General features: G+C 32.8%; 24 protein-coding genes. 4 read left to right on the top strand and 20 right to left on the bottom strand.

What is annotated here, in order from left to right:
- Positions 1-707: 707 nt before the first annotated feature.
- Together JRC48_RS12105 and JRC48_RS12100 are read right to left on the bottom strand one after the other, a co-directional pair.
- Positions 708-1,181 carry a hypothetical protein gene (locus JRC48_RS12105; RefSeq protein ID WP_235069742.1) on the bottom strand — a complete coding sequence of 158 codons (474 nt, stop codon included), beginning with the start codon at positions 1,179-1,181 and terminating at the stop codon, positions 708-710.
- A gap of 182 nt (positions 1,182-1,363) precedes the next feature.
- Positions 1,364-1,993 (bottom strand): YitT family protein, encoded by a 630-nt coding sequence (locus JRC48_RS12100; protein ID WP_235069741.1) that lies wholly within the window; start codon positions 1,991-1,993, stop codon positions 1,364-1,366.
- A 312-nt stretch (positions 1,994-2,305) separates the two neighbouring features.
- Here JRC48_RS12100 and JRC48_RS12095 point away from each other — a divergent pair, with 312 nt between their 5' ends.
- Entirely contained in the window at positions 2,306-4,132 is a 1,827-nt protein-coding gene (locus tag JRC48_RS12095; protein WP_235069740.1) for a carbohydrate-binding domain-containing protein, read from the top strand.
- A gap of 425 nt (positions 4,133-4,557) precedes the next feature.
- Here JRC48_RS12095 and JRC48_RS12090 read toward each other — a convergent pair whose 3' ends face one another.
- The 14 genes from JRC48_RS12090 to JRC48_RS12025 all read right to left on the bottom strand — a co-directional run bounded on the left by JRC48_RS12090 (position 4,558) and on the right by JRC48_RS12025 (position 18,887).
- Positions 4,558-5,247 (bottom strand): DUF4956 domain-containing protein, encoded by a 690-nt coding sequence (locus JRC48_RS12090; RefSeq protein WP_235069739.1) that lies wholly within the window; start codon positions 5,245-5,247, stop codon positions 4,558-4,560.
- The gene (locus JRC48_RS12085; RefSeq protein WP_235069738.1) at positions 5,241-5,996 is read right to left on the bottom strand and encodes a polyphosphate polymerase domain-containing protein; all 756 of its coding nucleotides are present in this window, start codon (positions 5,994-5,996) and stop codon (positions 5,241-5,243) included. Before JRC48_RS12085 ends, JRC48_RS12090 begins: the two co-directional genes overlap by 7 nt.
- Positions 5,997-6,199: 203 nt before the next feature.
- Positions 6,200-6,994: an aminoglycoside N(3)-acetyltransferase gene (locus tag JRC48_RS12080; protein ID WP_235069737.1), complete on the bottom strand. Its 795-nt coding sequence runs from the start codon at positions 6,992-6,994 to the stop codon at positions 6,200-6,202.
- 289 nt (positions 6,995-7,283) lie between these two features.
- Positions 7,284-7,742, bottom strand: coding sequence for an RpiB/LacA/LacB family sugar-phosphate isomerase (locus JRC48_RS12075; protein WP_235069736.1), 459 nt, complete (start codon positions 7,740-7,742; stop codon positions 7,284-7,286).
- Positions 7,743-7,844: 102 nt separating this feature from the next.
- Entirely contained in the window at positions 7,845-8,225 is a 381-nt protein-coding gene (locus JRC48_RS12070; RefSeq protein ID WP_235069735.1) for a desulfoferrodoxin family protein, read from the bottom strand.
- Positions 8,226-8,516: 291 nt separating this feature from the next.
- The gene (locus JRC48_RS12065) at positions 8,517-9,902 is read right to left on the bottom strand and encodes an MATE family efflux transporter (protein ID WP_235069734.1); all 1,386 of its coding nucleotides are present in this window, start codon (positions 9,900-9,902) and stop codon (positions 8,517-8,519) included.
- A gap of 158 nt (positions 9,903-10,060) precedes the next feature.
- Positions 10,061-11,389: an FAD-binding oxidoreductase gene (locus tag JRC48_RS12060; protein WP_235069733.1), complete on the bottom strand. Its 1,329-nt coding sequence runs from the start codon at positions 11,387-11,389 to the stop codon at positions 10,061-10,063.
- 258 nt (positions 11,390-11,647) lie between these two features.
- A complete protein-coding gene (locus JRC48_RS12055) occupies positions 11,648-13,879 on the bottom strand; it encodes an alpha-galactosidase (RefSeq protein ID WP_235069732.1) in 2,232 nt (743 codons plus the stop codon).
- Positions 13,880-14,134: 255 nt separating this feature from the next.
- Positions 14,135-14,932 carry a Cof-type HAD-IIB family hydrolase gene (locus tag JRC48_RS12050; RefSeq protein ID WP_235069731.1) on the bottom strand — a complete coding sequence of 266 codons (798 nt, stop codon included), beginning with the start codon at positions 14,930-14,932 and terminating at the stop codon, positions 14,135-14,137.
- Between the two features lie 197 nt (positions 14,933-15,129).
- Positions 15,130-15,507, bottom strand: a complete 378-nt coding sequence (locus tag JRC48_RS12045) for a VOC family protein (RefSeq protein WP_235069730.1) — start codon at positions 15,505-15,507, stop codon at positions 15,130-15,132.
- Positions 15,508-15,743: 236 nt separating this feature from the next.
- On the bottom strand, positions 15,744-16,016 hold the full coding sequence (locus tag JRC48_RS12040) for a hypothetical protein (protein ID WP_235069729.1): 273 nt from the start codon (positions 16,014-16,016) through the stop codon (positions 15,744-15,746).
- A gap of 467 nt (positions 16,017-16,483) precedes the next feature.
- Positions 16,484-17,746: a helix-turn-helix transcriptional regulator gene (locus JRC48_RS12035; protein WP_235069728.1), complete on the bottom strand. Its 1,263-nt coding sequence runs from the start codon at positions 17,744-17,746 to the stop codon at positions 16,484-16,486.
- A 685-nt stretch (positions 17,747-18,431) separates the two neighbouring features.
- A complete protein-coding gene (locus JRC48_RS12030) occupies positions 18,432-18,695 on the bottom strand; it encodes a spore coat protein (RefSeq protein ID WP_235069727.1) in 264 nt (87 codons plus the stop codon).
- Positions 18,696-18,710: 15 nt separating this feature from the next.
- Complete coding sequence (locus tag JRC48_RS12025; RefSeq protein ID WP_235069726.1) at positions 18,711-18,887, bottom strand: hypothetical protein; 177 nt, start codon at positions 18,885-18,887, stop codon at positions 18,711-18,713.
- A 157-nt stretch (positions 18,888-19,044) separates the two neighbouring features.
- Between JRC48_RS12025 and JRC48_RS12020 the strand changes: the two genes are divergently transcribed.
- Complete coding sequence (locus JRC48_RS12020; protein ID WP_235069725.1) at positions 19,045-19,305, top strand: hypothetical protein; 261 nt, start codon at positions 19,045-19,047, stop codon at positions 19,303-19,305.
- 85 nt (positions 19,306-19,390) lie between these two features.
- Here JRC48_RS12020 and JRC48_RS12015 read toward each other — a convergent pair whose 3' ends face one another.
- From JRC48_RS12015 to JRC48_RS12005, 3 genes are all read right to left on the bottom strand, one after another.
- On the bottom strand, positions 19,391-20,185 hold the full coding sequence (locus tag JRC48_RS12015) for a TIM barrel protein (RefSeq protein ID WP_235069724.1): 795 nt from the start codon (positions 20,183-20,185) through the stop codon (positions 19,391-19,393).
- A gap of 27 nt (positions 20,186-20,212) precedes the next feature.
- Complete coding sequence (locus JRC48_RS12010; protein WP_235069723.1) at positions 20,213-20,680, bottom strand: nucleoside deaminase; 468 nt, start codon at positions 20,678-20,680, stop codon at positions 20,213-20,215.
- A 325-nt stretch (positions 20,681-21,005) separates the two neighbouring features.
- Complete coding sequence (locus tag JRC48_RS12005) at positions 21,006-21,206, bottom strand: cold-shock protein (protein WP_055241847.1); 201 nt, start codon at positions 21,204-21,206, stop codon at positions 21,006-21,008.
- Positions 21,207-21,718: 512 nt separating this feature from the next.
- On the opposite strand from JRC48_RS12005, the gene JRC48_RS12000 reads away from it, so the two are divergent.
- Together JRC48_RS12000 and JRC48_RS11995 are read left to right on the top strand one after the other, a co-directional pair.
- Positions 21,719-22,474 (top strand): threonine/serine exporter family protein, encoded by a 756-nt coding sequence (locus JRC48_RS12000; protein ID WP_235069722.1) that lies wholly within the window; start codon positions 21,719-21,721, stop codon positions 22,472-22,474.
- Between the two features lie 9 nt (positions 22,475-22,483).
- Positions 22,484-22,939, top strand: coding sequence for a threonine/serine exporter family protein (locus JRC48_RS11995; RefSeq protein WP_235069721.1), 456 nt, complete (start codon positions 22,484-22,486; stop codon positions 22,937-22,939).
- A gap of 20 nt (positions 22,940-22,959) precedes the next feature.
- On the opposite strand, the gene JRC48_RS11990 is transcribed toward JRC48_RS11995, so the two are convergent.
- Positions 22,960-23,547 (bottom strand): HD domain-containing protein, encoded by a 588-nt coding sequence (locus JRC48_RS11990; protein WP_235069720.1) that lies wholly within the window; start codon positions 23,545-23,547, stop codon positions 22,960-22,962.
- Positions 23,548-23,650 lie beyond the last annotated feature (103 nt).

Genomic DNA, 23,650 nt, shown 5'->3' with positions numbered 1-23,650 from the left:
TTATGCTCGAGTTTAAAGAGAGATACAATACTCAATGTTCATTTTCCTACCTATAAATTCATGACTGATCAATTTTTTAATTTATTTATGTATATTTTCTTATTTTTTTGCTTGCTTTTATAATCTAAACATGTTATTCTATTATACCAACCCCTTGCGTTAAGACAAGGAATGTTTCGAGGTTGAAGGAAAGAACAATTTCCACGTACTGTTCTTTATGTGTTGTTATTGATTATCGTCGGAATGATAATCGCCAGAAGCATTCACAAAAAGAAAGTAATTACCACATAAGTTAATTACGAGCGCTTTTTCATAAATAGAGCTCAGATTGAAAACGTAAATGATGAGAAAAATTCTCTCATAGAAACCAATATGACGGCTAATTTCTTATTCTCATAAGAAAACGCGGCCACTAGGCTCTGTTTATTTTTCTTGTTTAAACGCAACATGCGTTTTATAGGAAGAAGGCCTGTAAAACCTTTGGGGTTAGTAAAAACACCAAAGGAGGAATTTGAAATGAAACAAATTCAAATGTTAAAAGATGCAGTAAAAGGGTTAGTAATTGGAACAGCTTTATTCTACATTACCCCTGAAATTATTGAAGTTATCGCTCATATCACAGCAATTAAATAATAAAATAAAAACCTCACGTATTTGTGAGGTTTTTATTTTATTAACAAACTTCTTTTAAAAGATAATAGTCTGTCTTATTGTTCAAGATGATCATTTGGGTGACGAATATCATCAACGAAGTCTTTTGCCTTGTTTACGACTTTTTTAGCTCCGTGCTCAATTTTTTCTCCTAAATGTTCAATACCTTCTGCTGTTTCGTGGATAACTTTTTCAGTTCCATTTACAACATTTTTCATTCCTTTACTAATTCCATGAGCGATATCTTCTGCTACGTCTTCTGCACTATCTACTACTTTTTTAGCTCCGTGCGCAATATCTTCTGCAACGTTTTTAACGCCATGAGCCGTCGCATGAACAGCTTTATCTGCACCATGCGCTACATCTTTAGCAACATCATCTACACCGTGAGCAACTTTTTTAGCTCCGTGTTCAACATCTTTTGCTATGTCTTGAACTCCATGTGCCATTTTATGTGCTACATGTTCAGCATCTTTTACGACTTCTTCACCAAACTCTTCTTGATAAGTTGATTTATTATAGGTAGACATATCAATACCTCCTTTAAATGTAAACAATGATTTCAATTCAATGAAACCAGTATTAGTATTCTCAAATTCTGATCAAAATATATTCATTCTAGTTTTTTATTGTAAAAATCACCTTTTTTAAAAAATTAATTTCCAAATTAGTTGTCATTTCTGTTGGTAGGATTGAAACGAAAAAAATGTAGCTAAACTACACTTTTTTCTATTGCTTCTATCGATGATGGAGTGAACTTATTAATGATTGAATTAATTAAATTAACTATTGGTCCGATTAAAACAGTCATTAAAACAGTTCCAATTCCTACCGGTCCTTTTAATAGTAAAGCAATGACAATTGCGATTATATCAATAAACAATTTTGCTGTTCCCATTTTTAATCCTAATACCTCATTTAAAGCGACGATCATATCATCATTTGGATTCGCTGGAAATTTAGGTCTTAAATAGATGGCAATCCCTAGTGAGACGCAAAAAATAGCTAAAGCAAATACAATAATCTGTTGAGCAATTGTATCCACAGTAATGATTTCTATGATCTTTACCCATGACTCCGTAAACACACCCATGAATATAGCAGTCATTAACGTTTTAAAACTTAACTTGCCACGACGAATCACCGCTGAAATAAAAATAGCTACAAACGCCATTAAAACAATGACTATGGATAAGTTTAATTGTGTTCGACTAGCTAAAGCAAAATTAATCGAGTCTAATGATCCTGTTCCTAACCCCGCCTTTGAACTTAACGCAACGCCAAGTGTTAATATTAAAATTCCTCCAACATATTGAACATAGTCCATTTTGTTTCGTTTCACATCTACACCTTCTTCTTTTTCTTTGATTTAGTATCATTATAAATGTTAATTGAAGGATAATACATTTCATGATGTTAGATAGGAATGGTTAAATGTTTGTTGTTTACTGATTATAGATGACTTTCTTTTTTATAGTTTAAGGATATTTTAAGAATCACTTGTTATATTAGCCACAGATAAGACAAATATCTTTGTAGAAATCGTGTCCCCATTCTTATAACCTATCCTTTAGACGCTTTCTACTTAGATTTGTCTTATCTTCTTTAGATTAAAGATTAGAAAAGAGAACTCATTAAACAGGAGGCATTTAAAATGAAAAAGCAACTGACGTTTTTTATTTCAGCTTTATCAATTTATAGTACATTAGTCGGATGTTCCAATCAGCAAATGAATAATTCTGATGAGACAACACAAGAAAGTGTTATTGATTCGACTCTTCAAACCGATAAACAAGCGACGACTAACGCCGATACAACCATTGAATTTGGATCAACGATTGACGTGAATGGAACAGGTGTGACGGTGGAAGAAAACATTGTGACTATTACTAAAGGTGGAACGTATTGTTTAAGTGGAACATTAGAAGGCGGTCAAGTTATAGTCAATGCAGGAGATACCGATCAGGTGGAATTATTACTAAATGGTGTTCAATTAACTTCTTCAACTAGTGCCCCTATTTATATTATGAATGCAGATAAAACAACCTTAACCTTAGTCGATGGAACCGAAAGCATCATTACAGATGCCGATTCATATCTCTTTGAAGATTCATCAATCGATGAACCGAGTGCTGCTATTTTTAGTAAAGATGATTTAAAAATTAACGGAACAGGCTCTTTAGTCGTTAACGCAAACTATAACAACGCAATTGCAAGCAAGGATGACTTAGATATTAAAGATGGAAATATTACTATTACTGCTGTTAACAACGGATTAAAAGGAAAAGACTCCATTGAAATTGATAACGGAACGTTTGTCATTAATAGTGGAGGTGATGCCATCAAATCAGATAATACAACAGATTCAACTAAAGGTTGGATTACCATCCATGACGGAACATTTAATCTAACTACAACAGGAGATGGAATCCAAGCTGAAACTAATTTACTGATTAATGGTGGAACCTTTACAATCGAAACAGGTGGTGGTAGTGAAAACAGTAGTTCAAAATCAGAGGATTGGGGAACTTGGGGAATGCCTGGTCGTAATCAATCTTCATCTACTACTAGTGATGAAACAACAAGTGCTAAAGCATTAAAAGCAGGAGTTAATTTAACGATTGAAAATGGAAACTTTACGATTGATTCATCCGATGATTCGCTTCATACAAACGATAGCGTTACGATTAATAACGGAACCTTCTCTATTGCTAGTGGTGATGATGGAATTCATGCCGATACAACACTCGAGATTAACGGTGGAACAATCGATATTACAAAGTCTTATGAAGGATTAGAAAGTACAACAGTTACAATTAATGATGGAACGATTCATCTTGTTACAAGTGATGATGGTATTAATGCAGCAGGTGGAAATGATGGTTCAGCTATGAATGGACGTCCTGGACAAAATAATTTTTCATCAAGTTCAGGGATGATTTATTTTAACGGTGGCTATGTTTATGTCGACGCTTCTGGAGATGGAATTGATGCCAATGGATCAATTGAAATGTCAAATGGAACTGTGATTGTCAATGGTCCTACTAATGGTGGAAATGGTTCATTAGATTTTGATCAAACATTTACGATTAACGGTGGATTATTCATTGCATCAGGAAGTAAAGATATGCTTCAAACGCCGAGCTCATCTTCTACTCAAAATACAATCGTCGTAAGTAGCAACACTTCAAGTAATACATTAATTAATGTTCAAGATAGTAGCGGTGTTAATCTGGTGACTTATGCTCCAGCTAAAACATCAGAAGTTATTATCATTAGTTCTCCTGAATTTAAAACAGGTGAGACTTATACCATTTCAACAGGCGGAACTTCAACTGCAACTCCAACGGATGGATTATATGAAGGTGGTTCATACAGTGGCGGTTCAGACGTAGCAACACTAACGATTTCAAGTGCTGTTACGAGTAATACAACGTTAAATATGGGAATGGGTGGCCCTGGTGGCATGATGCGACGTTAATTAGCTGACACTCATCGATAAATAAAAAGGTATGAAATCTAAGCCCACTAGATTCATACCTTTTTTAATAGCTTCTTATTACGTAGAAAGCAAGTGACATAAGTTTCTAAAAACTGAATCTAATACGTGTCAGATAATAGTCAGCTTTCATATAAAAGCAATCATTCAACAATAATCTATCTAATAATTATAATTAGGATGTTGAATCTAACTAAACTATTGAATCCCGTGATTTCTTAATATTCTTCCCCCCTACACCTATCAAAGAAACTAAATCTACCGCTAGTAGAATTTAAAAACTTTAGTTAAATAAATCATTTGATTATCTCCCTAACATTAATCATACTGATCACCATTAAAAGCCTATCCGTCATTTAACTAATAATAAAAAGCCAGTAAGTTCTCATCCCTTACTGGCTTTCCTTTTAACCATATATTTTTTCACTTTGAGCATTTAACGTTAATGTAATATTTAAGTTTCCATTTCGACATCTTAAGTCATCAATTAGTTGTTTTTGATTGACTCCCTCAAGTAACTCGATTGAATAATTAAGTTCAAACAAAGCACCAAAATCACGTGTTCGGATCGTTTCAATAAAGTAAGTTTTTGAATAGTTCTTTAAAACTTCATCAAAAACACCTTCGTAATTTAAATCTTCTGGAACAATAATTTTTAATTTCATTGCTTTTGTTTTAGGCATCGCAAATTTAGTTGTATCTAATACTAGCATAACAAAACATAGAGCCATGGTAAAAATAACGGCATAGCCAATATACCCCATTCCACAACATAACCCAACGGCTAATGTAAAGAAGACATAGGCAATATCTTTTGGCTCTCCCGGAGCACTTCTGAATCGAATAAGTGAAAAGGCTCCTGCTAAACTAAAGGCGCGAGCCACATTATTTCCAACTAATAAAATAATGATTGAAATAATGACAGGTAACATAATTAATGTGATTGTAAAACTTGGACTATATCCAGATTTCTTAGTTGTTCTCATATAAACTAAACTAATCATAAGTCCTAATATAAGAGCCGCGATCATAACAATGAACGTATTGACGATTGTTAATGAGCTTCCATCTGTTGATTGAATAATTGTTTCTAACATGCGATTTCTCTCCATTTCTCTTCTATTTCATTTTTATCTTGAGCACAGTAATTCATAAATTCTTGACCGTACTTCGAAAACTTAGTATTGTAAATTTCTAACTCAGATAAAATCTGAGTAAACCAAACAGGAATTGCCCCTAAGATTTTAACTTCCATTAAGTATTGATTTTCTTTTAAAATGTCTTCCCCGTAGTAACCTGACTCAAGCGTTAAATTTTCACGTCTAGTTAATATTTTTGAATCAAACGTTAAACGAAACTCTGGATCGTTTTTAGCAAAGAAAGCTTTACGAGTATAACCGATGTAAACGGCTGGCTTCACTACTTCATGACTTAAGTAATAGGCTATTTCACTAATGACTTGTTCGCTCATATAATCATGTGATTCAGGTCGTACTCCCTTTTCAACAAAATCTTTTGCTTCTTGTAACGTTAGAACCACACGACGTTTATTCACAATGCCATTAATTTTTTTCTTAAGTTCTAAAAACACTTTATCCGTTGGTTTTTTAGGAACTTTATAGCTTCTTAATCGTAGCTTCTCCTTATAATAAGGCTTTGAAATAGAATGACGAATGACATCAGAATGAACCGTATCATAGTAAATGTTATAGATACTGTAATTCTTTCCATCTAAACAATGTTGATCAGGCTCCATGTAATCAGACAATTTACTAACCAATACATCATATTGTTGTTGAGTTAACAAAAATTTTTTCTCATACCGTTTAAAAGATTTAATCGCCATGATAACAGCCTCCAATTTGCTTAAATAATGTCTTATACTTTCATTATAGTGATGCACCTTAAATCAACCTTAAGAATTATTAATTTTCTGTTAATTTTAATAAATTCTCTTAAACTCAATTTAATGACTAACAAAAACTAACTCCGCCATCTAAAAACGATAATAAAAAGAGTAAGATAAATTAATATCTTACTCTCTTTTGATTAATTGTTTTTTAAAAATTCAGTTGCAAAGTCTATAAATGATCGATAATCGATTAAAGAACACTTTGTCCCATCCAGTAAATATGTTTGAATTTCATTCGTTTGTTCATAAGCTTTTCCGATTTTATCAAATAAGGTTGAATTCAACGCTAAGTCTTCAAATTCAACCAGTGTTCTCTTCCCATTTTGAATGATGATGGCTTCATGCTTCATTTTAGGTCGACAATTTGAAAAATATTCTGCTAAATGAAGCGCTGTTAATTGATTATAATCAACACCTAAACATAAAAGTTTAGCATCTTGTGCATATAGCTTCTGTAGTGGCGACTTTTCACCAAACATTGATTGTAATGAATGATTAGCCATAAACCAATCTGCTTTTCTACCAGCCGCTAAATACGATGCAATTGGATGTTCACTACGAAAAACATTTTTATTCATTGAAAATGTTTCTGAAATCTCCCCAGCTAAAATAGGTGAACATTCTTTATCAAAAGCTGGCATCTGCTCATAAACAATATGCTTCCATTCATTAGGCAATCTTTCATCAAAAAAAGTCGGACATGTTTGATTGAGTTGATGAGCTGGCATGATGATAGTCGTGTGATAGCCTGCCACTTCATAAAGAGCCTCTAGTACCGTTTGTGCTCCACCTATGACATAACTAAATGCTTTTAAGTCTGCATAAACCATTAATAATTCCTGCTGATTCACTTTTAACTGTTTAAATGCTTTAATCCAATCTAACTTAGTCATTGGCTTTTTCGTACGATTAATAATTTCTTGTAATTTCATGATGATTTCTCCCCTTCTCATAAAATGATTTCATAAACCATTTTATAAATTATTTTCTTAATCATATCGTTAAATAAGTGTCATTCGTCTCCCGCTAATCACCTATTACTGTTATTTTACATAAAAAATCTTTGATTGAATAGTAATTAACTAAATATTGTTAGTTTATAAAAGATGATCACTTAATTTTCTTCTTTCAAAAATAAAAGAAGCCATAAAAAAATTCCATAACATCTATGGAATTTTTTTATATTTATCTTTTCAAAAGTTTTAATTTCGATTTTTTAATTTAGGCTCGCACATGTCTTTGATCAATTTCAACAACCTTTTGAACTCGCGTTGCATATTTTTTTTCTTCCGATAAATAGCTAGTAGAGAGCCAGGTCTTAACAATTTCAAGAGCAAGGGCCGAACCAATAATTTTCCCACCAAGGCAAAGAACGTTGGTATTTGAATGCGAGCGTGCCAGGCTCGCACAAAAGGGATCTTGGCAGACAGCTGCAAAAATTCCAGGAAGTTTGTTTGCAATCATTGCACTTCCATAGCCAACACCGTCCACGAAAATTCCACGCTCTACTTGCCCTTCACTTACGGCAACAGATGCGGGATAAACATGATCTGATAAATCACATGATTCGTTATCATTTGTTCCAAAATCAATCACTTCATGACCTTCATTTTGTAAATATGTTTTAATCTCTTCTTTTAATTCAACACCTGCATGATCGCAGGCCATCCCTATTTTCATATAAGCACCTCACTTTAAGTTCTATTTTATCGTTTGTAAATTTTGAATTTTTATACAAAAAAAAGAGTTGGCTAAACGCCAACTCCCTTAACTCAATCATGATTATGCTGTAATTGTAGCTTTCCATAGTCCGTGTAAGTTACACCAAGCGTAAACTTCTACTTCACCTTTATAAGATCCTAATTCAAATTCTGCGACAGGTTTTTCTGTTGCTTTAATTGAACGACGTAATACTAAATCTCCAGCCTTAACAACTACGAATGGAATCCAGTGCTTTTCAATACTTGGATGTTCTACTTCACCAACGCATACGTTTAATACTCCATTTTCTACTGATAAAACTGGCATATGTTTTTCAACTGCAGCCTCTGTTGAATTTGGTACTAATTCTTCCATTGGTTGTCCATCCATCATTAATGGTGCAGGTTGTCCTGCAATGACTTCAACCACTGTTTGTGTTTTTTTGCAAATATAAAATTTCATTATTATTCCTCCATTCATGTTTGAATCTCTAAGTCTATTTATATTATATCCCTTTGAATTTCTTTCTTCAAACATAATGCTTTATCTTTCGTCACCTTTTTAAAATCACAATTTAGTAACTTCTAGACAACCATTTACCTGATGTTGAGAAATGCTATCAAGTCATATCACATCACTTAGTTTTTATTTTGTGTTGAAATCACTTTTTAAATACCAACACTGTAAAACTTTTTGAATGAAGCTGATTCCAAGACAAACAGATTGCTAAGAAAACTTCTGTAAATTCTAATATTAATAACTCTTTTCTAACTTCAAATCAGTTTTCTCAAACTCATTTTGTTCTTGATATTTTAATTTCAGTTTTGGAATGGCTTTATAATAAGCTCCAACTAACCATACCGTTGCCCCAATCCATGCGAATGGACTTGCAAAACAAACCCCTTGAAAACCTAATATTCCAGGTAACGTAAAAGCAACGATGGTACGCATAATCAGCTCCATTACTCCTGCAAACATCGGAACAATCGTGTTTCCAATTCCTTGTAGCGTAAAACGATATAAAAATAATAATCCTAAAATAGGAAAGAATACAGCTACTGTACTTAAATATTGTTGTGATAATGGAATAGCGTCTGTATTCTGAGCTGGGATAAACATCTGAACCACGTACGTTCCGAATAAAGTAACCCCTACCCCTGCAATGGCATTAACAATAAGGGTAATCCATCTACACTTACAAACCCCTTGTCTCACACGATCAATCTCACATGCTCCTAAGTTTTGTGCTGAGTAAGTGGCCATTGTCATTCCTAATGCAATTCCCGGTTGCATCACTAACTGTTCGACTTTACTTGCTGCCGTATACGCAGCGACAGTTGTCGATCCAAAACTGTTAACCGCTACCTGTAAAATCATTACTCCAATAGCTGTAATCGAATATTGAAGCGCCATTGGTAATGAAGTCAATAGTAACTCTTTAACTAATAGTGAATCATACTTAAAATGCTCTTTCTTTAATGTTAAGATATCAAATTTTTTCATCATATAAATATAGCATAAAATACCTGATAATCCTTGTGAAATAACAGTGGCAATCGCAGCACCCGCTATTCCTAGATTGAAGTTAATAATTAACAATAAATCAAGAACGATATTTGTAATAGATGCTAAAACTAAAAAATAAAGCGGCGTTTTACTATCTCCGAATGCTCGTAATAAAGAAGCTAATAGATTATAAATCATCATAGTTACGAGTCCTCCAAAGAGAATCGAAACGTATAAACTAGCTCCTGAGATAATATCCGTTGGTGTATTCATCAACTGTAACAGCGGTTTTGCTCCAATCATACAGATGATCGTTAAAATAATCGTAGCCATAGCTGACAAGCAAATAGCTGTTGCAGTGGCTTTTTTAATTCCTTGTTCATCGTTTGCTCCATATCGTTGTGAAACAATAACTGAAAATCCATGAGTTAATCCATTAATAAAACCTTGGACTAAAAAAACTAAGCCTCCTGTTGAACCAACAGCTGCTAACGCACCAACGCCTACAAACTGCCCTACAATTGCGGTATCGACCATGTTATAAAACTGCTGAAATAAATTTCCGATTAAAATAGGAATCGTAAAAGCTAAAATTAATTTCGTTGGACTTCCTTTTGTCATATCTGTCATCATGACTTTCCTCTCCTCTCTCATATCGTAAAATCTTCAGAAATTTCCTTTTCAAAATTCTTTATCATCTTATCAGCGACAGGTATCAGTGTCAATGCTATTTTGTTCATTTTTACCATGTCTTTTTGCCCCATAAAAAAGTAGATCAAACATCTACTTTTTTATGCTTTTATCCCTTGTTCAAAATCAAAAACACCTGTTGGATCATACTTTCGTTTGACTTCCTTCAACCTTTTTAAGTTATCTCCATAATAATTCAAGTCATAGTCTGTTCCTTGATCAATCGGAAAGTTAACAAATGAACCTTTTGTATAAGTGGATAAGATGTTAAACCGCTCTTTTACCCACTCATCGTTAGCTGCTTTATCTGATAAATCTTCCCAAACCGATTGAAATCCTAGAATAAATAAAGCATCCCGATAATAAAAGGCAGTCTCATCCTTAGCTATATCCGAAATAGCACCTCCTAATCCATAAAAGGTAATGGCAGTATATAAGGCACCCGGAGCACGATCATTTAGTAAGCTTAACATATTTAACAATTCAGCTTCGGTATAATGACGATAAATAAAACGTCCTCCTGAACGATACATTTCAAAATCAGGGTGACTATCTTGAATCTCACGATTCGCTTGTAAAACAGTCATATACTCTAATTCAAACTCAGGAGCGTCTCCAAACAGATGCAACAACTTAGTGGCTTCTTCTTTCGTTCCATAAAATAACCCTGTTAATTTAACACCTTTTCCTTTTGTTTCAGAATGATACATGGACATTTTTAAATTTAAACGACGATCTAAGTTTTCAAAAAATTGTTGATAGCGAATAGCGACTTCTACTACTTTTTCAAATCCGACCTGTTGATAATCAATATTAATTAATGTTGCCATTTTTTCTTTTTTCGGAAGACGATACGTTAATGATGTAACGACACCAAAGTTTCCGCCTCCGCCTCCACGGAGTGCCCAAAACAAATCTTCATTTTCATGCTTACTTGCCACCATGACGGTTCCATCCGCTGTAATAACTTCAGCTTCAAGTAGTTGATCACATCCTAGACCAAATAAGCGACCTGAATAGCCCCAACCGCCACCAAGTGTATAACCAGCTACACCAACAGTAGGGCACCCTCCGCCAGGAAACGGATATCCTTCTCCACATACAGCTTCGTAAAGTTCACGATTGCGAACACCACCTTGAACAGTTACAGTTGTCTCGCTTAAGATAATTTTATTCATTTTACTAATATCAATGACTAACAAATCATCTCCAGTTGAATAGCCTTCATAATGATGCGTCCCTGATCGAATTCGGAAGGGGACTTCATATCGTTTAGCCCAATTAATAGCATCTATAATTTGTTGATTGGTTTCACAATAAACAATAGCTAATGGATGTTTATCAATCGCACGATTCCAAGACAAACAACATTCGTTATAATTAGGGCTATCCTTTGTAATGACCACTCCACTTAATTGACTATAATCCATCCTTCAACACCTCTTTTTAAATATGTTATAATGTGTTAAAACTGATCACAACTCATAACTTTATCTTCAAAATTAAATTAATCTTTGTTAAGAATACCATAACTCTATCTTCTTCTACAAATGGTGTCGTATTTTTACATCTTCATCATGTTAATCAATTACTATAAGATTCTACTATGAGACTACTTATGTTTAATTTTTATTCTAACTAATCAAATATAAAAAGAAGGCTATTTTACTGATAGCCTTCTTTTTCGTTTATTCAGCTGTTAATACATAAATACGTGATTGATAATCTCCATTTGTTCCATCATACGGATTTTTATTTTCTCCACATGAACCATCAGATGTAATCAACCCAACATTCATTAATTCATCCCCATAATTCATCGTTTCGTTAATTGAAACATGATATTTTAATTCAGGATTAAGCCCTTGTAATTTAACACGTCGGAATCCAACATTAACTTCATTTAATGGACGATAATAACCAACTAACGCTGTTTTTTGATCATTCGATACAATCATCCAGCAAGTTTCATTTCCTTCAAATGGACTTAACAAGCGATAGAAGCGACCATTAAAGATGGTTTCACGATGAGCTTTGAAAAACTTGACCTGTTGTTTAACTTCTTCTTTTTCTTGATCAGTTAATTTATTTAAATCTAACTCATAGCCAAATGTTCCAAAATAAGCGACATTCGCGCGTGTTGATAATGGAGCGTGACGATATAATTGATGATTTGGAATGGCTGATACGTGAGATCCCATGCTACTGATTGGATAAACCATTGATGTTCCGTATTGAATTTTCAAACGTTCCACTGCGTCTGTATCATCACTTGTCCAAGTTTGTGGTGCATAGTATAACATACCTGGATCAAAACGAGATCCACCACTTGCACATGATTCAAATAAAATTTCCGGAAATTCAGTTGTTAAACGATCATATAAATCATAAACACCTAAAATATATTTATGAAATACCTTTCCTTGATCAGCCGCATTAGCAACTGCTGAGAAGCATTCTGTAATATTTCGGTTCATATCCCATTTTACATATGAAATAGGGGCTTCACTTAAAACTTTAGCCATCGCTTCATAAATATAATCCACAACTTCTTGGCGAGAGAAATCCAAAACAAATTGATGGCGTCCATGACAAGCACGACGATTTGGCGTCGTTAAAATCCAATCCGGATGAGCGCGATATAAATCACTATTTTTATTGACCATCTCAGGTTCAAACCATAATCCGAATTTAATTCCTAACTCAGTGACACGATTAGCAAGACCCGTAATACCATTTGGTAATTTTTCAAAGTTCTTAACGTACCAATCTCCTAAACCAACTGTATCATCTTCACGATTTCCAAACCATCCATCATCTAATACAAATAATTCGATTCCTAATTCTTTTGCATCTTTTGCGATAGATACAATTTTATCTTCATTAAAATCAAAATACGTTGCTTCCCAGTTATTAACTAGAATTGGACGAACGCGATCACGCCAATATCCTCGACATAAACGTGTTCGATATAACTCATGATACGCTTGACTCATTCCATTCAACCCGTTTTGGCTATATACCATGACAACTTCTGGCGTTTGAAATTCTTCACCTTGTTTTAATACCCAGTTAAAACGATTAGGGTGTAATCCCATCATCAAACGAGTCGTTCCATAGGTATGAACTTCTGCCTGAGCTAAGAAATTTCCGCTATAAACTAAACTAAATCCATAAACTTCTCCCGTATACTCTGTTGTATTTGGACGTTTTAACGCTAAGAACGGATTATAATTGGCACTACTTGATCCGCGCATACTATAAACTGACTGAATCCCATGTTCTAATTTACGATTTTTAACGTAACGCTCCCTTGACCATGCACCTGTTAATTCAATCATCTCATAATTATAGTCAGGAAAATCAATAGATGCACTCATCGCATGATTAAGTACGATCTCTTCCTCTCCTAAATGTTTAAAAAGGGCATGACGCGTAATAACAGGACGTGTTTCATAAATTGTATAAGTTAACACTAATTCGGTCTGAATTAATGAATCTTTTAATGTCACTTCTAACGTTGTTGCTTCTTCATCAGACTCTACATAAGTGGCTGGCATTTTATGAGATAACGTCGGCTTTCCATTATAAATACGATGAGATACATATTCAAACGCTGTAATATCACTACCATTTTGTTGTAAAATTTCATAAGCTGGATACTTAAAATCTCCCGTTCCATAACATGGATATTCTTGTTTAATATGTTCCATACAAAATGACATATTACCTTCAAATGTACATGCTGATAACGGACGTGGTCTTTGTTCTAATAAATGTTGAAAAGAATCGTTATGGCGAATTTTTTTGCCGTAATATAATTGTCCTAATTGATTGTTCTGTAAAATATTCATGATGTAACTGACTTCATCATTATATAAATGAAACTCTTTAGTTTGCTCATTAAATAAAATTGGCATTGTGTCTCTCCCCTTGTTCGCACGATTATCCTGATTTTTATTTCTCTCTTAAAACATGATTTAATTATAAAACAGAAATCGTTTTCTTCACATGTTTAAATGTTATGGATAACTGGTTAAATGTTGTTTTTTTAACTAAAATTTACTTAATGTTTAAAGAGATCAAACCAACATCATCGAAATCTTTTTATTCAGCTACTCTTGCACTCATCAAAATAAAAAAGCTAGTCATAAAAACCAGCTTTTTATAAAACGTCATTTATTGATTTGAGTGATCTTCTTAATGGTTTTGATCACTCCATTCTCGTCATTAGATGGAGCTTCAAAACGACAAATTTCTTTTAAATCTTCATGTGCATTTTTCATCGCATAGCTGTAATAACAGCTCTTCATCATTTCATAATCGTTTAAATAATCTCCAAAGGCCATGGTCTCCTCATATGAAATATCATACTTTTTTTGAATCAAACGAATAGCTTCCCCCTTATTGACCGTTAGATTCATAATATCTACCCATTCATGACCTGAAAGTGAGACTTTAAACGTTTCACTCAAAGAAGCTAAGTGTTTATAGGTATTTGTTTGGGCATCTCTCGTATCAAAAATGGCAATCTTACAAATTCGATCGTTTTTAGCTACCTCTAACAAGTCATTAACACGCTCAAAACGTGCATAATACATAGCAACATTTTTTTCAAATGCTTCAGTAGAGTTCTCAATATAAGCGGATTTAACGCCACATAAGATTGGATATGCATGCTCAATCTTGCGAATGATTTCAATTAATTGAACAATCGATTCGTATGATAAGCTATCACAAAAAATATTTTCTCCTTGGTCAAAAACTAATGCCCCATTTTCACAAATAAAGATCATTTCATCTTTCACTAATTCAAAGTCTTTAAGTAAAGTGTAATACTGCCGCCCACTCGCTACTGAGAATTTAATATTTTGCTTATGAAGTTGATCAATGACATCAAACAATTCATTTGGAAATTCTTTTTTACTATTTAATAATGTTCCATCCATATCTGTTGCAATTAACTTAATCATACTATTCTCCCTTTATAAAAATATTTATCACCCATTTATTACCTTTTATAACATAAACTTAATAAAAAAGCTATTTTAATCACGTTATCAAGTTAGCTTTAAATAGGCATTATTTGAATCGATTAATTCTAGTTAAACCATAACCTTTACTTTAAATACTAATTAAAAAGGCTAACACTTGTTAGCCTTTAATCTCGTTATTTATCTTCTCGAAGTAAGTAGTTATTTCCATCTTGATCTTTAAATGAGAACATTTTACCGTAAGGCATTTCTTGTAATGGTCCTACTTCTACTTCATTTTCTTTTAATTTATTATACACGGTTTCAATTGATGAAGTACTTAAAATGACATTAGGATGTTCGACTGACATATTTGGATTTTGTGCTTTCATTAATTGCTTTTCATAAATAACAAATGAGGTCGATGTACTTTTGTTTGGTTTAACTTCCATCCATTTAAAATTCGGACCCATTGGTTGTTCATGACAAATAAATCCCATCTTTTCCGTCCAAAATTGTTTAGCTTCTTCTTGATTATTAACATAGATTGTAATTTTAGCGATATAATTAATCACTGCATTCACCTCTTGCTCTTATCTTATCACATCTTATAAAAGAGTGCGAAACATCTGTTTTATTATTCAACATTTAATGGCATTTTTAAAAGATCAGCTCTCATTACCATTAGCTTTAAACCTTCAATTGCGTGATACTAAAATAATGTTTTTTTACGCTCTATTTTGTTGTTTACTCTTTCTAAGTCCTAGTTATTTTAATCCTTTTCTTATTCCCACCCGGATAAATACGTCATCTATTCTTTTTTATTTGTCGATGGTGTGTTAGGCATCATCACTTGTATATCGCCTTTACTCCAACTAAATTTATCACTCATTATCTCTCGTTCGTACTTTTTAGTATTTGAATTATAAAAATATCCCCCATTCCCAAACTTTTTTGTAAAATTAGTTTCATCTATCTCTAATGCCTCAGCGATTTCCTTTGGAGTTTTCCCTTGTTTTAATTGACGATTATAGTACTCTACTTGCTTCTTTAATTCTAAAAACATAAATTCTAACTTATCCATTTCCATCCCCCCACTTACTGTTTCTTAACTTTTATTATAGCATGTTATAATTTTAGACTTATATATGATTTGCAATGAAATTGTATCTATTTAAAATATTAGCTAATAGTTTACATAAAAAAATAAATTTCCCTAATGTCTTCTTTTAGAAACGGTTGATCTCTCGTTTCATTAATGTTTCAATGAAATAAAAAAAATTCGTTTAACTCCCAAATTAAACGAATTTTTTTATTTGCATACCCCTATGCTAATAAATAAAAGAATGAGAACAACGCTACCCATATTCTAGTTATTTAAAATCCCATTATTTAAATAACCTTTTAAATCTAAATCATTTACTCCCAAATTAAACAACTTAGAATGTTCCTTTATGTACATTACCCTTCGTACAAATCTATGATACTATATAATAATGAAAAAAAGTACAAAAAAAATATCACAAGATTATGTGATATTTTGTGATATTTTTAAAGAGCAAAAAAGTCATTAAGAAATCGGTATTCTTCTTGTCGAAGAAGAAGTTGCCCTTCAAATCTTTTATAGATAGTCGCTTTTAACTCATATAACATGGATTCTGGGAATTGTCCTTCACAAACGAGATTTCTTAACTCAGCAAACAATTCTTTAATTTCTTCCATTTGATTCAGTCTACAGTATAAATCTAACTGCTCATCGATCCATAATCTTTTGGTTCTCAAACTGTTTGATAAGAAAATACGGTCTTTAATCTGATGATAATACTTTTGAGCGATCTCGTATTGTCCTATTTCAGCATTAATATGTCCAATTAATAACATCGTTAAGGCTTTATCTAATTCTTTTTTTCGAAGAGGTAGTGCTATTTGCATAGCCTCTAGAGCTTCATTGTATTTTTTTGCTTCTATGTAATTCCATCCTAACGTATGATAAACAACATGCACATATTCAGGATATTGTTTCAGTTGATCGGAATCTAATAATTTCAATAAATATTTTCTTGATACTTCTGACCCTTCGATTCCTCGAGTACACATCTCTTTTAAGATTATAACACCAATATAGCGACCTTCTACTAATCCATGTTCTTTTGTTAATAAATGATTAATGACTTCTAGTCCTAGCTTATACTCTTTCATTCGATGATAAGTGAGGGCTAGAAAAATCTGAGCATCATACGAAATAAGAGATCTTTCGGTTAACGCTTGGGCAGAGTTGGTAGCTAAACAAAGATTTAAAACCGCCTCATCGTAATGACCGATTGTCAATAAACTTTTACCAAACTTCATATGTAGATGGGCAGGATTTAATTTATGCTTCATCGCACATCCAATGGCACGGCGGTAGTAGTGTGACATCGCTTGATAATCACTTATCTTAAAATAATACCTTGCCATTTTTTCATTAGTGTCTACCTGCTGTTCAGCTAAATGATATTTTTCGGCAATTGAGATGAATAATTCATATTTTTCATGAAAATCATCACTATCTAACTGTTCCTCCAACCATTGCTTAACCTGTGTTTCAACTGGTATACAAAACATTTCAAACGTATAAAGAGACTCAACTTCACCATCTGTTAAGATTAATAATGCTTCATAGATATCTTTAAGCGTTTCTTGTGGTGCTTGACGCTTATTTGTCTCGATCATGCTTAAATAATGTTGAGTAATCCCAAATTGTTTAAAGACCCCCTGTTTTAAGTTAAATTGTTGCCTTATTTGGCGTATCCTGTCTCCAACTGTTAAGAACAATCAATTCACCTCTAAACTATTTAATATTACTAGGTCTTTTTTACAAACATTTATAAAATACCACATTTTTTGACTTAATGCCAATAAACTCTTTAAAATTACTACTTATTTTATAATCAGTCTTCACCAAAAATGGCGCTTGGTTCTTTATTTGTAATGAAAAAATACCTAAATTCTAATTCTGTGATTCGGCTATTTGTATCAACTTTTTGTCAAGAAACACTTCCGGTGTTGAGCCTTTATAATATTTTAAAAAATACCTCATTATTAGTTAGGATATTATCAAATAATAGATTAGTGTATTAATAAAACAATCATAAAGATTTAAACGCTTAGCTCACTAATAAAAAAGAGATTTCTTTAATAAGGCAACAGTTTCAGTTTTGCAGTGGAATTTTTGAAATTACACAACTAAATGTAATTGAAAAATACGATTGTTTTGCAATCGTATTTTTTATTGTTGTATCAATGAAAATTTAGATTTTTCGTTGAAAATACACGAAGTTTTACATCAACTTTTACAACACAAAAACAAGTGGTAATAAATTTATAACTGCTTTTTTAATAGGTGTAAAAATAAATATAATTTTAATCACGAAAATAATAAAAAAGTAGGCTAGACCATTGGTTCTACCTACTTTTTTGTAAAACTGAAAGACATGTTCAATAAGGAATCTCTTTTTTATTAATTTTGGCTTTGTCCCGCTGCTTGAGCGTATTTTTGTTTAGCTTGAGCAATTTTTTGTTGTTCAGCTGCCTCTGTTGGATACCAACCTTTTTGAGCCATTAATTGATAAACTTCATTTTGCATCGTTAATGTTTCATTTAACACTTTATTGAACGTTGTATGAACATTTGATGTTGAAGACTCAATCGTTCCATGTAATTGTAAATCAGCTTCACCTTTAAGAATTAATAGAATATCTTCCATTAAATCGCGATCAGTCATCGAAATCCCTCCTCGTTAGTTTAATAATTGATAAAGTTCATTAAGCATCATTTTATGTTTATTTGCTAAACGTTCTGCAACTTGTTTTAATTCTTGATCTTGTAATTGATCAGCACAGCATCGACATTTTTTCTCCATATGTTGAGCATGTCCTAATGCATCCTCAATATATAAAAGTTCTTTTGGACTCATAAATTCACCTCCTCATACATTTACCCTTATTATTTATCCAATAAACTTAGTTATGCACACGAAAAGATACTTCTTTATATAACCACTTTATTTTTCTTTGCATAAACTAAACTATAAGTAACTACATTTTAATCATGGCACTAAGGAGGAACTTTTCATGTTATCATCTGATCAATCAAATCACAACCAGGCAATTAATAACTTAATTGCCTCAATTGCTTTACAGGAATCTTTTTTTTCTGATGTCATTTATCATGAATCACACCGTTTAAATACGATTATTAACTCTCAAGGAATAACTCCAGACGAGTTATATAATGCAAAAGTTTGTTTATCTGAAATTTCTCAAGCGATTTCAGGACTTGAACGAATTTTACAAGCTAAAATCGAATTTTTTCAATCTGAATTTTCGCAATAAAAAAACTCTAATGATATTAGAGTTTTTTTATGCAGTTTAATCAAATAAATTTAAAATAATGAATCACTTCATTAAGCAGTAGTGTTTATTTAAAGATATGCCATTCTTTAATTCGAGCCACTGATTGTTTTAATGATTCCTTAGTTTGAGCCTGGATTAATACACTTGCTTGATTTTTTTGGGCTATTTGTAACTTTTCTTTAATTCCCTCTTGAAAAGTAACTGATTGTCTTTTTTCATCATCTTGATTAGGGAGATGAATATACTTAATTTCTGATTGATGCTTTAATAAAAATTCATAATCATCGTCTAATAAATTAGATTTTTGATTTTCACTCCAAGTCAGACAAAAGCGACCACTCTTTAATAATTCCTTAACAGCAGCTTGAATATAAGATCGATTAAACATTCCTGTATTTTCAATTCCTATTAAAACGCCTGTTCCACCTAACCAAATATCGATTAATTCCATACTAGACATTAAATTTTCTAAATATAGTCGTTCATATTTTTCGTATAGGCAATCTTCATCGTCTGAAAATGATAATTCAGGGCCCGGATTCATATGAATGTTTAAAATCTTACAGCCCAGTCGATCAGCAACACCAATGGCTTCTTCGATGACTCTTAAATGAGCCTCACGAATATGGCGATTAAAATGACCTAAGTCAAGATTTTCTGGTAGACGAAGTATATAAGAAACATTATATTTTGACTTTAATAAATTCAAGTATTGAACGTTCATTATTTCAGGTTGACACGCTGGTAAATTACAATTTAACTCGATAAAGTCTAGGCCTAGTTCTGAACAAAGTTGAACGCTTTCTTCAATCTGATCTAACTCAATGAGCTGGGGCATTCCATAACTAATGTGCTTCATACCTTAACTCTCCTCTCATTCACCCTCCTAGTATGGAGTTTTATCCTTCTTTCCCTCCCATACTTTAAACGCCTGTAAGGCTTCATCCCTTAGTAACTCCTCTAACTGAATAGGAGCGTTTTCTATTGAACGATTTTGAATATATGTATAAATAAATTCATCGGCAAACCCTATCTCTTTTGCATCATGAACCGTGCATCCATAATAAACTTGACGTATTCCTGCCCACATAATGGCGGATAAACACATCGGACACGGCTCTGCAGACGTGATTAAAATACAATCACTTAAATCAAATCGTTGTAACTTTTGTGATGCTTGACGAATAGCATTTATCTCAGCATGAGCTGTCGGATCATGACTTTTTAATACCGTATTATGTGCTTGAGCAATCAGCTCATGATCTTTTAAAATGACTGCTCCAAAAGGACCTCCATCCTCTTGATGAACCCCCTCAATTGCTTCTTCAATACATAATCGCATCCATTTATTCATTATCGTTCACACCTCTTTATTTGAAGAACTGATAATAGCAATCTCCTTTATTGATATCTTTTCATTCCGTAGTTTTTAATAAATCACAGTACATTCATTTTTATGATTTAAAGTCTTTGTTACTTTGAATTGAAAGAGCTTTATCCCTAACAGAACTTTAAGATTTTTAATCATTAATCACTTCTTTGGACTTATATAAAAACGATAGGAGAAATTGTCTATATAATAAATATATACTGATCGTTCCACTTTTAGACTAATTGGATAAAATAAAAAAAACTGTGGATAAATATTTTATCCACAGTTTAAAGCTATTTGGTTAAAATTATAATTTAACGATGTTAGCTGCTTGAGGTCCACGGTCACCTTCAACGATTTCGAAAGAAACTTTTTGACCTTCTTCTAAAGTTTTGAATCCTTCTCCTTGGATTGCTGAGAAGTGAGCGAATACGTCGTTTCCACCTTCAACAGTGATGAATCCGAAACCTTTTTCTGAGTTAAACCATTTTACTGTACCTGTAGTCATAATCAAGTACCTCCTGTAAATTTTTATTTCTTAAAGCCATATTTCAAAAAATTTCAATCAATGTTCGAGTTGCGCACTACCCCATGGTTCAAATTTAAATCAAAAAAGACTATTAAGTTAAACTCATTGTATCATACCACATATAAATAAGCAAACGAAAATACTCTTTCTATACAACAATTCAATCACCAAAATTCGACAACCAAAACATTTTATTCCCTTTTTTATAAATTATAATATGGTAATTTAAGTTTTAATTTCCTGAAATCTTCTTAAAAACGAAGATAAGACTAATTGGGTGAATACATGATTCATGTAAATCAAGATAAAACTTCAATACTAGATAATAACAGATAAGTGCTCTACAAAAAAATGATACCTTGACATACTAAACTATATTAAGAAGTATACTAAGTGGATCATTAAATATACCGAATTATTATATTCATCAAATTCAATTCTTTTACCATTCTGTCATTGACATATGTTATACTTTCCGTGAGGTGTTAAACATGGACTTTAATAAATTACTAAATATCAGTACACAACTTGGAAAAATGCTTCTTGAAAGTGGTGCTGAAATATACCGCGTAGAAGAATCGATCCAACGCATGGCACTAGCCTATGGTGTAAAGGAAGTAGACGTCTACGCTGTTCCAACAACTATTATCACAACAATAACAACGCCTGATAACGTTAATTTAACTAAAGCAAAACGGATTCATGTTCGATCGACTAATTTTGATAAAGTTGAACGTTTAAATCATCTTTGTCGACAAATTTGTCAAACGACACCTGAACTAAAGCTAGTCAGTGAGGAACTAGACGCCATCGCATCACGTCCCGTTTATAGTTTTAAAATTCAACTACTCGCTTATGCCTTAACATCATCGACATTTACTTTATTCTTTGGTGGTAATTTGGCAGATGCTTTTTGTGCGATGCTGATTGGTCCTTTAATTAAAATCGTCTCTTATTATTTAGAACGATTTGGAACTAATCCTTTTTTCGTCACTATCTTATGTAGTATAATAAGCGCCTTTTTAGCAACCGTTGCCTGTGATTTGGAGATTGCACAACATGTTGATAAGATGATTATTGGAATGGTGATGAATTTAGTTCCTGGTGTTGCTATTACTAACTCTGTTCGTGATGTCATTGCTGGAGACTTCATTGCCGGACAAACAAAAATGACAGAGGCCTTGTTAACAGCTACATCCATTGCACTTGGTACAGGGATCGCACTCTCATTATCGGCATATTTTTAGGAGGATGTTATGGCTATCTTACTCTCTTGTTTATATTCATTCATTGCCACGATTGGATTTTGTATTATGTTTAATATTCGTGGAAAAATGGTCTTTTTCGCTTCACTCGGAGGGGCACTAGGATGGATCGCCTATGAACTATCAGCTTTTTTCGGAAATGATTTGAGTCAATATTTTGTTGCCACAGTTGTGATTGCTTTATATGCTGAAATCATGGCAAGATTACATAAAGTTCCCGTCACTGTTTACTTAATTGCTGCTCTAATTCCTCTTGTACCCGGTAGCGGGATTTATTACACGATGGAGCATTTTATTGAAGGAAATATTGATGAATTTTTAGCTACCTTTGTTCATACAATTGCAATCGCTGGTTGCCTTGCGTTTGGAATCTTACTCGTCTCTTCACTCGTTCGTTTAACGAATCGTATGAAATTAGATAAACATAGAAAAAAAGTCGCTCGTTAATTAAACGAGCGACTTTTTCATTATTTAATATAACCTTTAGCCACACATTCCTCAATAACTTCATGAATAAAGTCTTTAAACACTTGAGGTCCCTTTTCTAAAGTAATTTGATTTCTTTTATATACTTGTTCAACTGAAATCTGGTGCTGTGCCCAAGTCCCACCTTCATTAATATAATTCATAATGAGTGGCTGTAATCGATCAAGCATTGCCGCATACTCTGCCTCTAGTGTTTCACAAGATTCAAACTCTTCCCATAATTGACGTAATTCTTGACCTTGATCGTGTTCTAATAAACCGAAAATCTTATCTGCGGATGCTTGTTCACGAGCTTCCTTATCTTGCATTCCCGCTTCATCAAAACAAAATGTATCTCCTGCATGAATCTCTACTAAGTCATGAATTAATACCATTTTAATGACTTTTAATAAATCAATCTGATCGTCTACATATTCAGCAAACAAGACAGCCATCATGGCTAAACTCCATGAATGTTCTGCATCATTTTCACGACGTGATCCATCTGCAATTGAAGTCATACGTAAAATATTTTTTACTTGATCAATTTCAATTAAGAAATTTAACTGCTTTTTAAAACGTTCCATCATCCGAGAAATCCTCCTTTTATTTAAACCATTATAACATATTAATGACTTAACGCCTTAGAAGAATTTAATCGTTACTAGTTCGTCTATTACCTAGTAGTCACTA

The organism is Turicibacter sp. TJ11, assembly GCF_021497505.1.
Classification (GTDB): domain Bacteria; phylum Bacillota_I; class Bacilli_A; order MOL361; family Turicibacteraceae; genus Turicibacter.
Note: the sequence above shows the minus strand (reverse complement) of the source record. Positions and strands in the feature narration are given on the sequence as shown.

Coding starts and splice junctions, on each gene's coding strand:
- JRC48_RS12105 (WP_235069742.1), bottom strand. CDS start 1,181: ATGTCTACCTATAATAAATCAACTTATCAAGAAGAGTTTGGTGAAGAA.
- JRC48_RS12095 (WP_235069740.1), top strand. CDS start 2,306: ATGAAAAAGCAACTGACGTTTTTTATTTCAGCTTTATCAATTTATAGT.
- JRC48_RS12090 (WP_235069739.1), bottom strand. CDS start 5,247: ATGTTAGAAACAATTATTCAATCAACAGATGGAAGCTCATTAACAATC.
- JRC48_RS12085 (WP_235069738.1), bottom strand. CDS start 5,996: ATGGCGATTAAATCTTTTAAACGGTATGAGAAAAAATTTTTGTTAACT.
- JRC48_RS12080 (WP_235069737.1), bottom strand. CDS start 6,994: ATGAAATTACAAGAAATTATTAATCGTACGAAAAAGCCAATGACTAAG.
- JRC48_RS12075 (WP_235069736.1), bottom strand. CDS start 7,742: ATGAAAATAGGGATGGCCTGCGATCATGCAGGTGTTGAATTAAAAGAA.
- JRC48_RS12070 (WP_235069735.1), bottom strand. CDS start 8,225: ATGAAATTTTATATTTGCAAAAAAACACAAACAGTGGTTGAAGTCATT.
- JRC48_RS12065 (WP_235069734.1), bottom strand. CDS start 9,902: ATGATGACAGATATGACAAAAGGAAGTCCAACGAAATTAATTTTAGCT.
- JRC48_RS12060 (WP_235069733.1), bottom strand. CDS start 11,389: ATGGATTATAGTCAATTAAGTGGAGTGGTCATTACAAAGGATAGCCCT.
- JRC48_RS12055 (WP_235069732.1), bottom strand. CDS start 13,879: ATGCCAATTTTATTTAATGAGCAAACTAAAGAGTTTCATTTATATAAT.
- JRC48_RS12050 (WP_235069731.1), bottom strand. CDS start 14,932: ATGATTAAGTTAATTGCAACAGATATGGATGGAACATTATTAAATAGT.
- JRC48_RS12040 (WP_235069729.1), bottom strand. CDS start 16,016: ATGGATAAGTTAGAATTTATGTTTTTAGAATTAAAGAAGCAAGTAGAG.
- JRC48_RS12030 (WP_235069727.1), bottom strand. CDS start 18,695: ATGACTGATCGCGATTTAATGGAAGATATTCTATTAATTCTTAAAGGT.
- JRC48_RS12025 (WP_235069726.1), bottom strand. CDS start 18,887: ATGAGTCCAAAAGAACTTTTATATATTGAGGATGCATTAGGACATGCT.
- JRC48_RS12020 (WP_235069725.1), top strand. CDS start 19,045: ATGTTATCATCTGATCAATCAAATCACAACCAGGCAATTAATAACTTA.
- JRC48_RS12015 (WP_235069724.1), bottom strand. CDS start 20,185: ATGAAGCACATTAGTTATGGAATGCCCCAGCTCATTGAGTTAGATCAG.
- JRC48_RS12010 (WP_235069723.1), bottom strand. CDS start 20,680: ATGAATAAATGGATGCGATTATGTATTGAAGAAGCAATTGAGGGGGTT.
- JRC48_RS12005 (WP_055241847.1), bottom strand. CDS start 21,206: ATGACTACAGGTACAGTAAAATGGTTTAACTCAGAAAAAGGTTTCGGA.
- JRC48_RS12000 (WP_235069722.1), top strand. CDS start 21,719: ATGGACTTTAATAAATTACTAAATATCAGTACACAACTTGGAAAAATG.
- JRC48_RS11995 (WP_235069721.1), top strand. CDS start 22,484: ATGGCTATCTTACTCTCTTGTTTATATTCATTCATTGCCACGATTGGA.
- JRC48_RS11990 (WP_235069720.1), bottom strand. CDS start 23,547: ATGATGGAACGTTTTAAAAAGCAGTTAAATTTCTTAATTGAAATTGAT.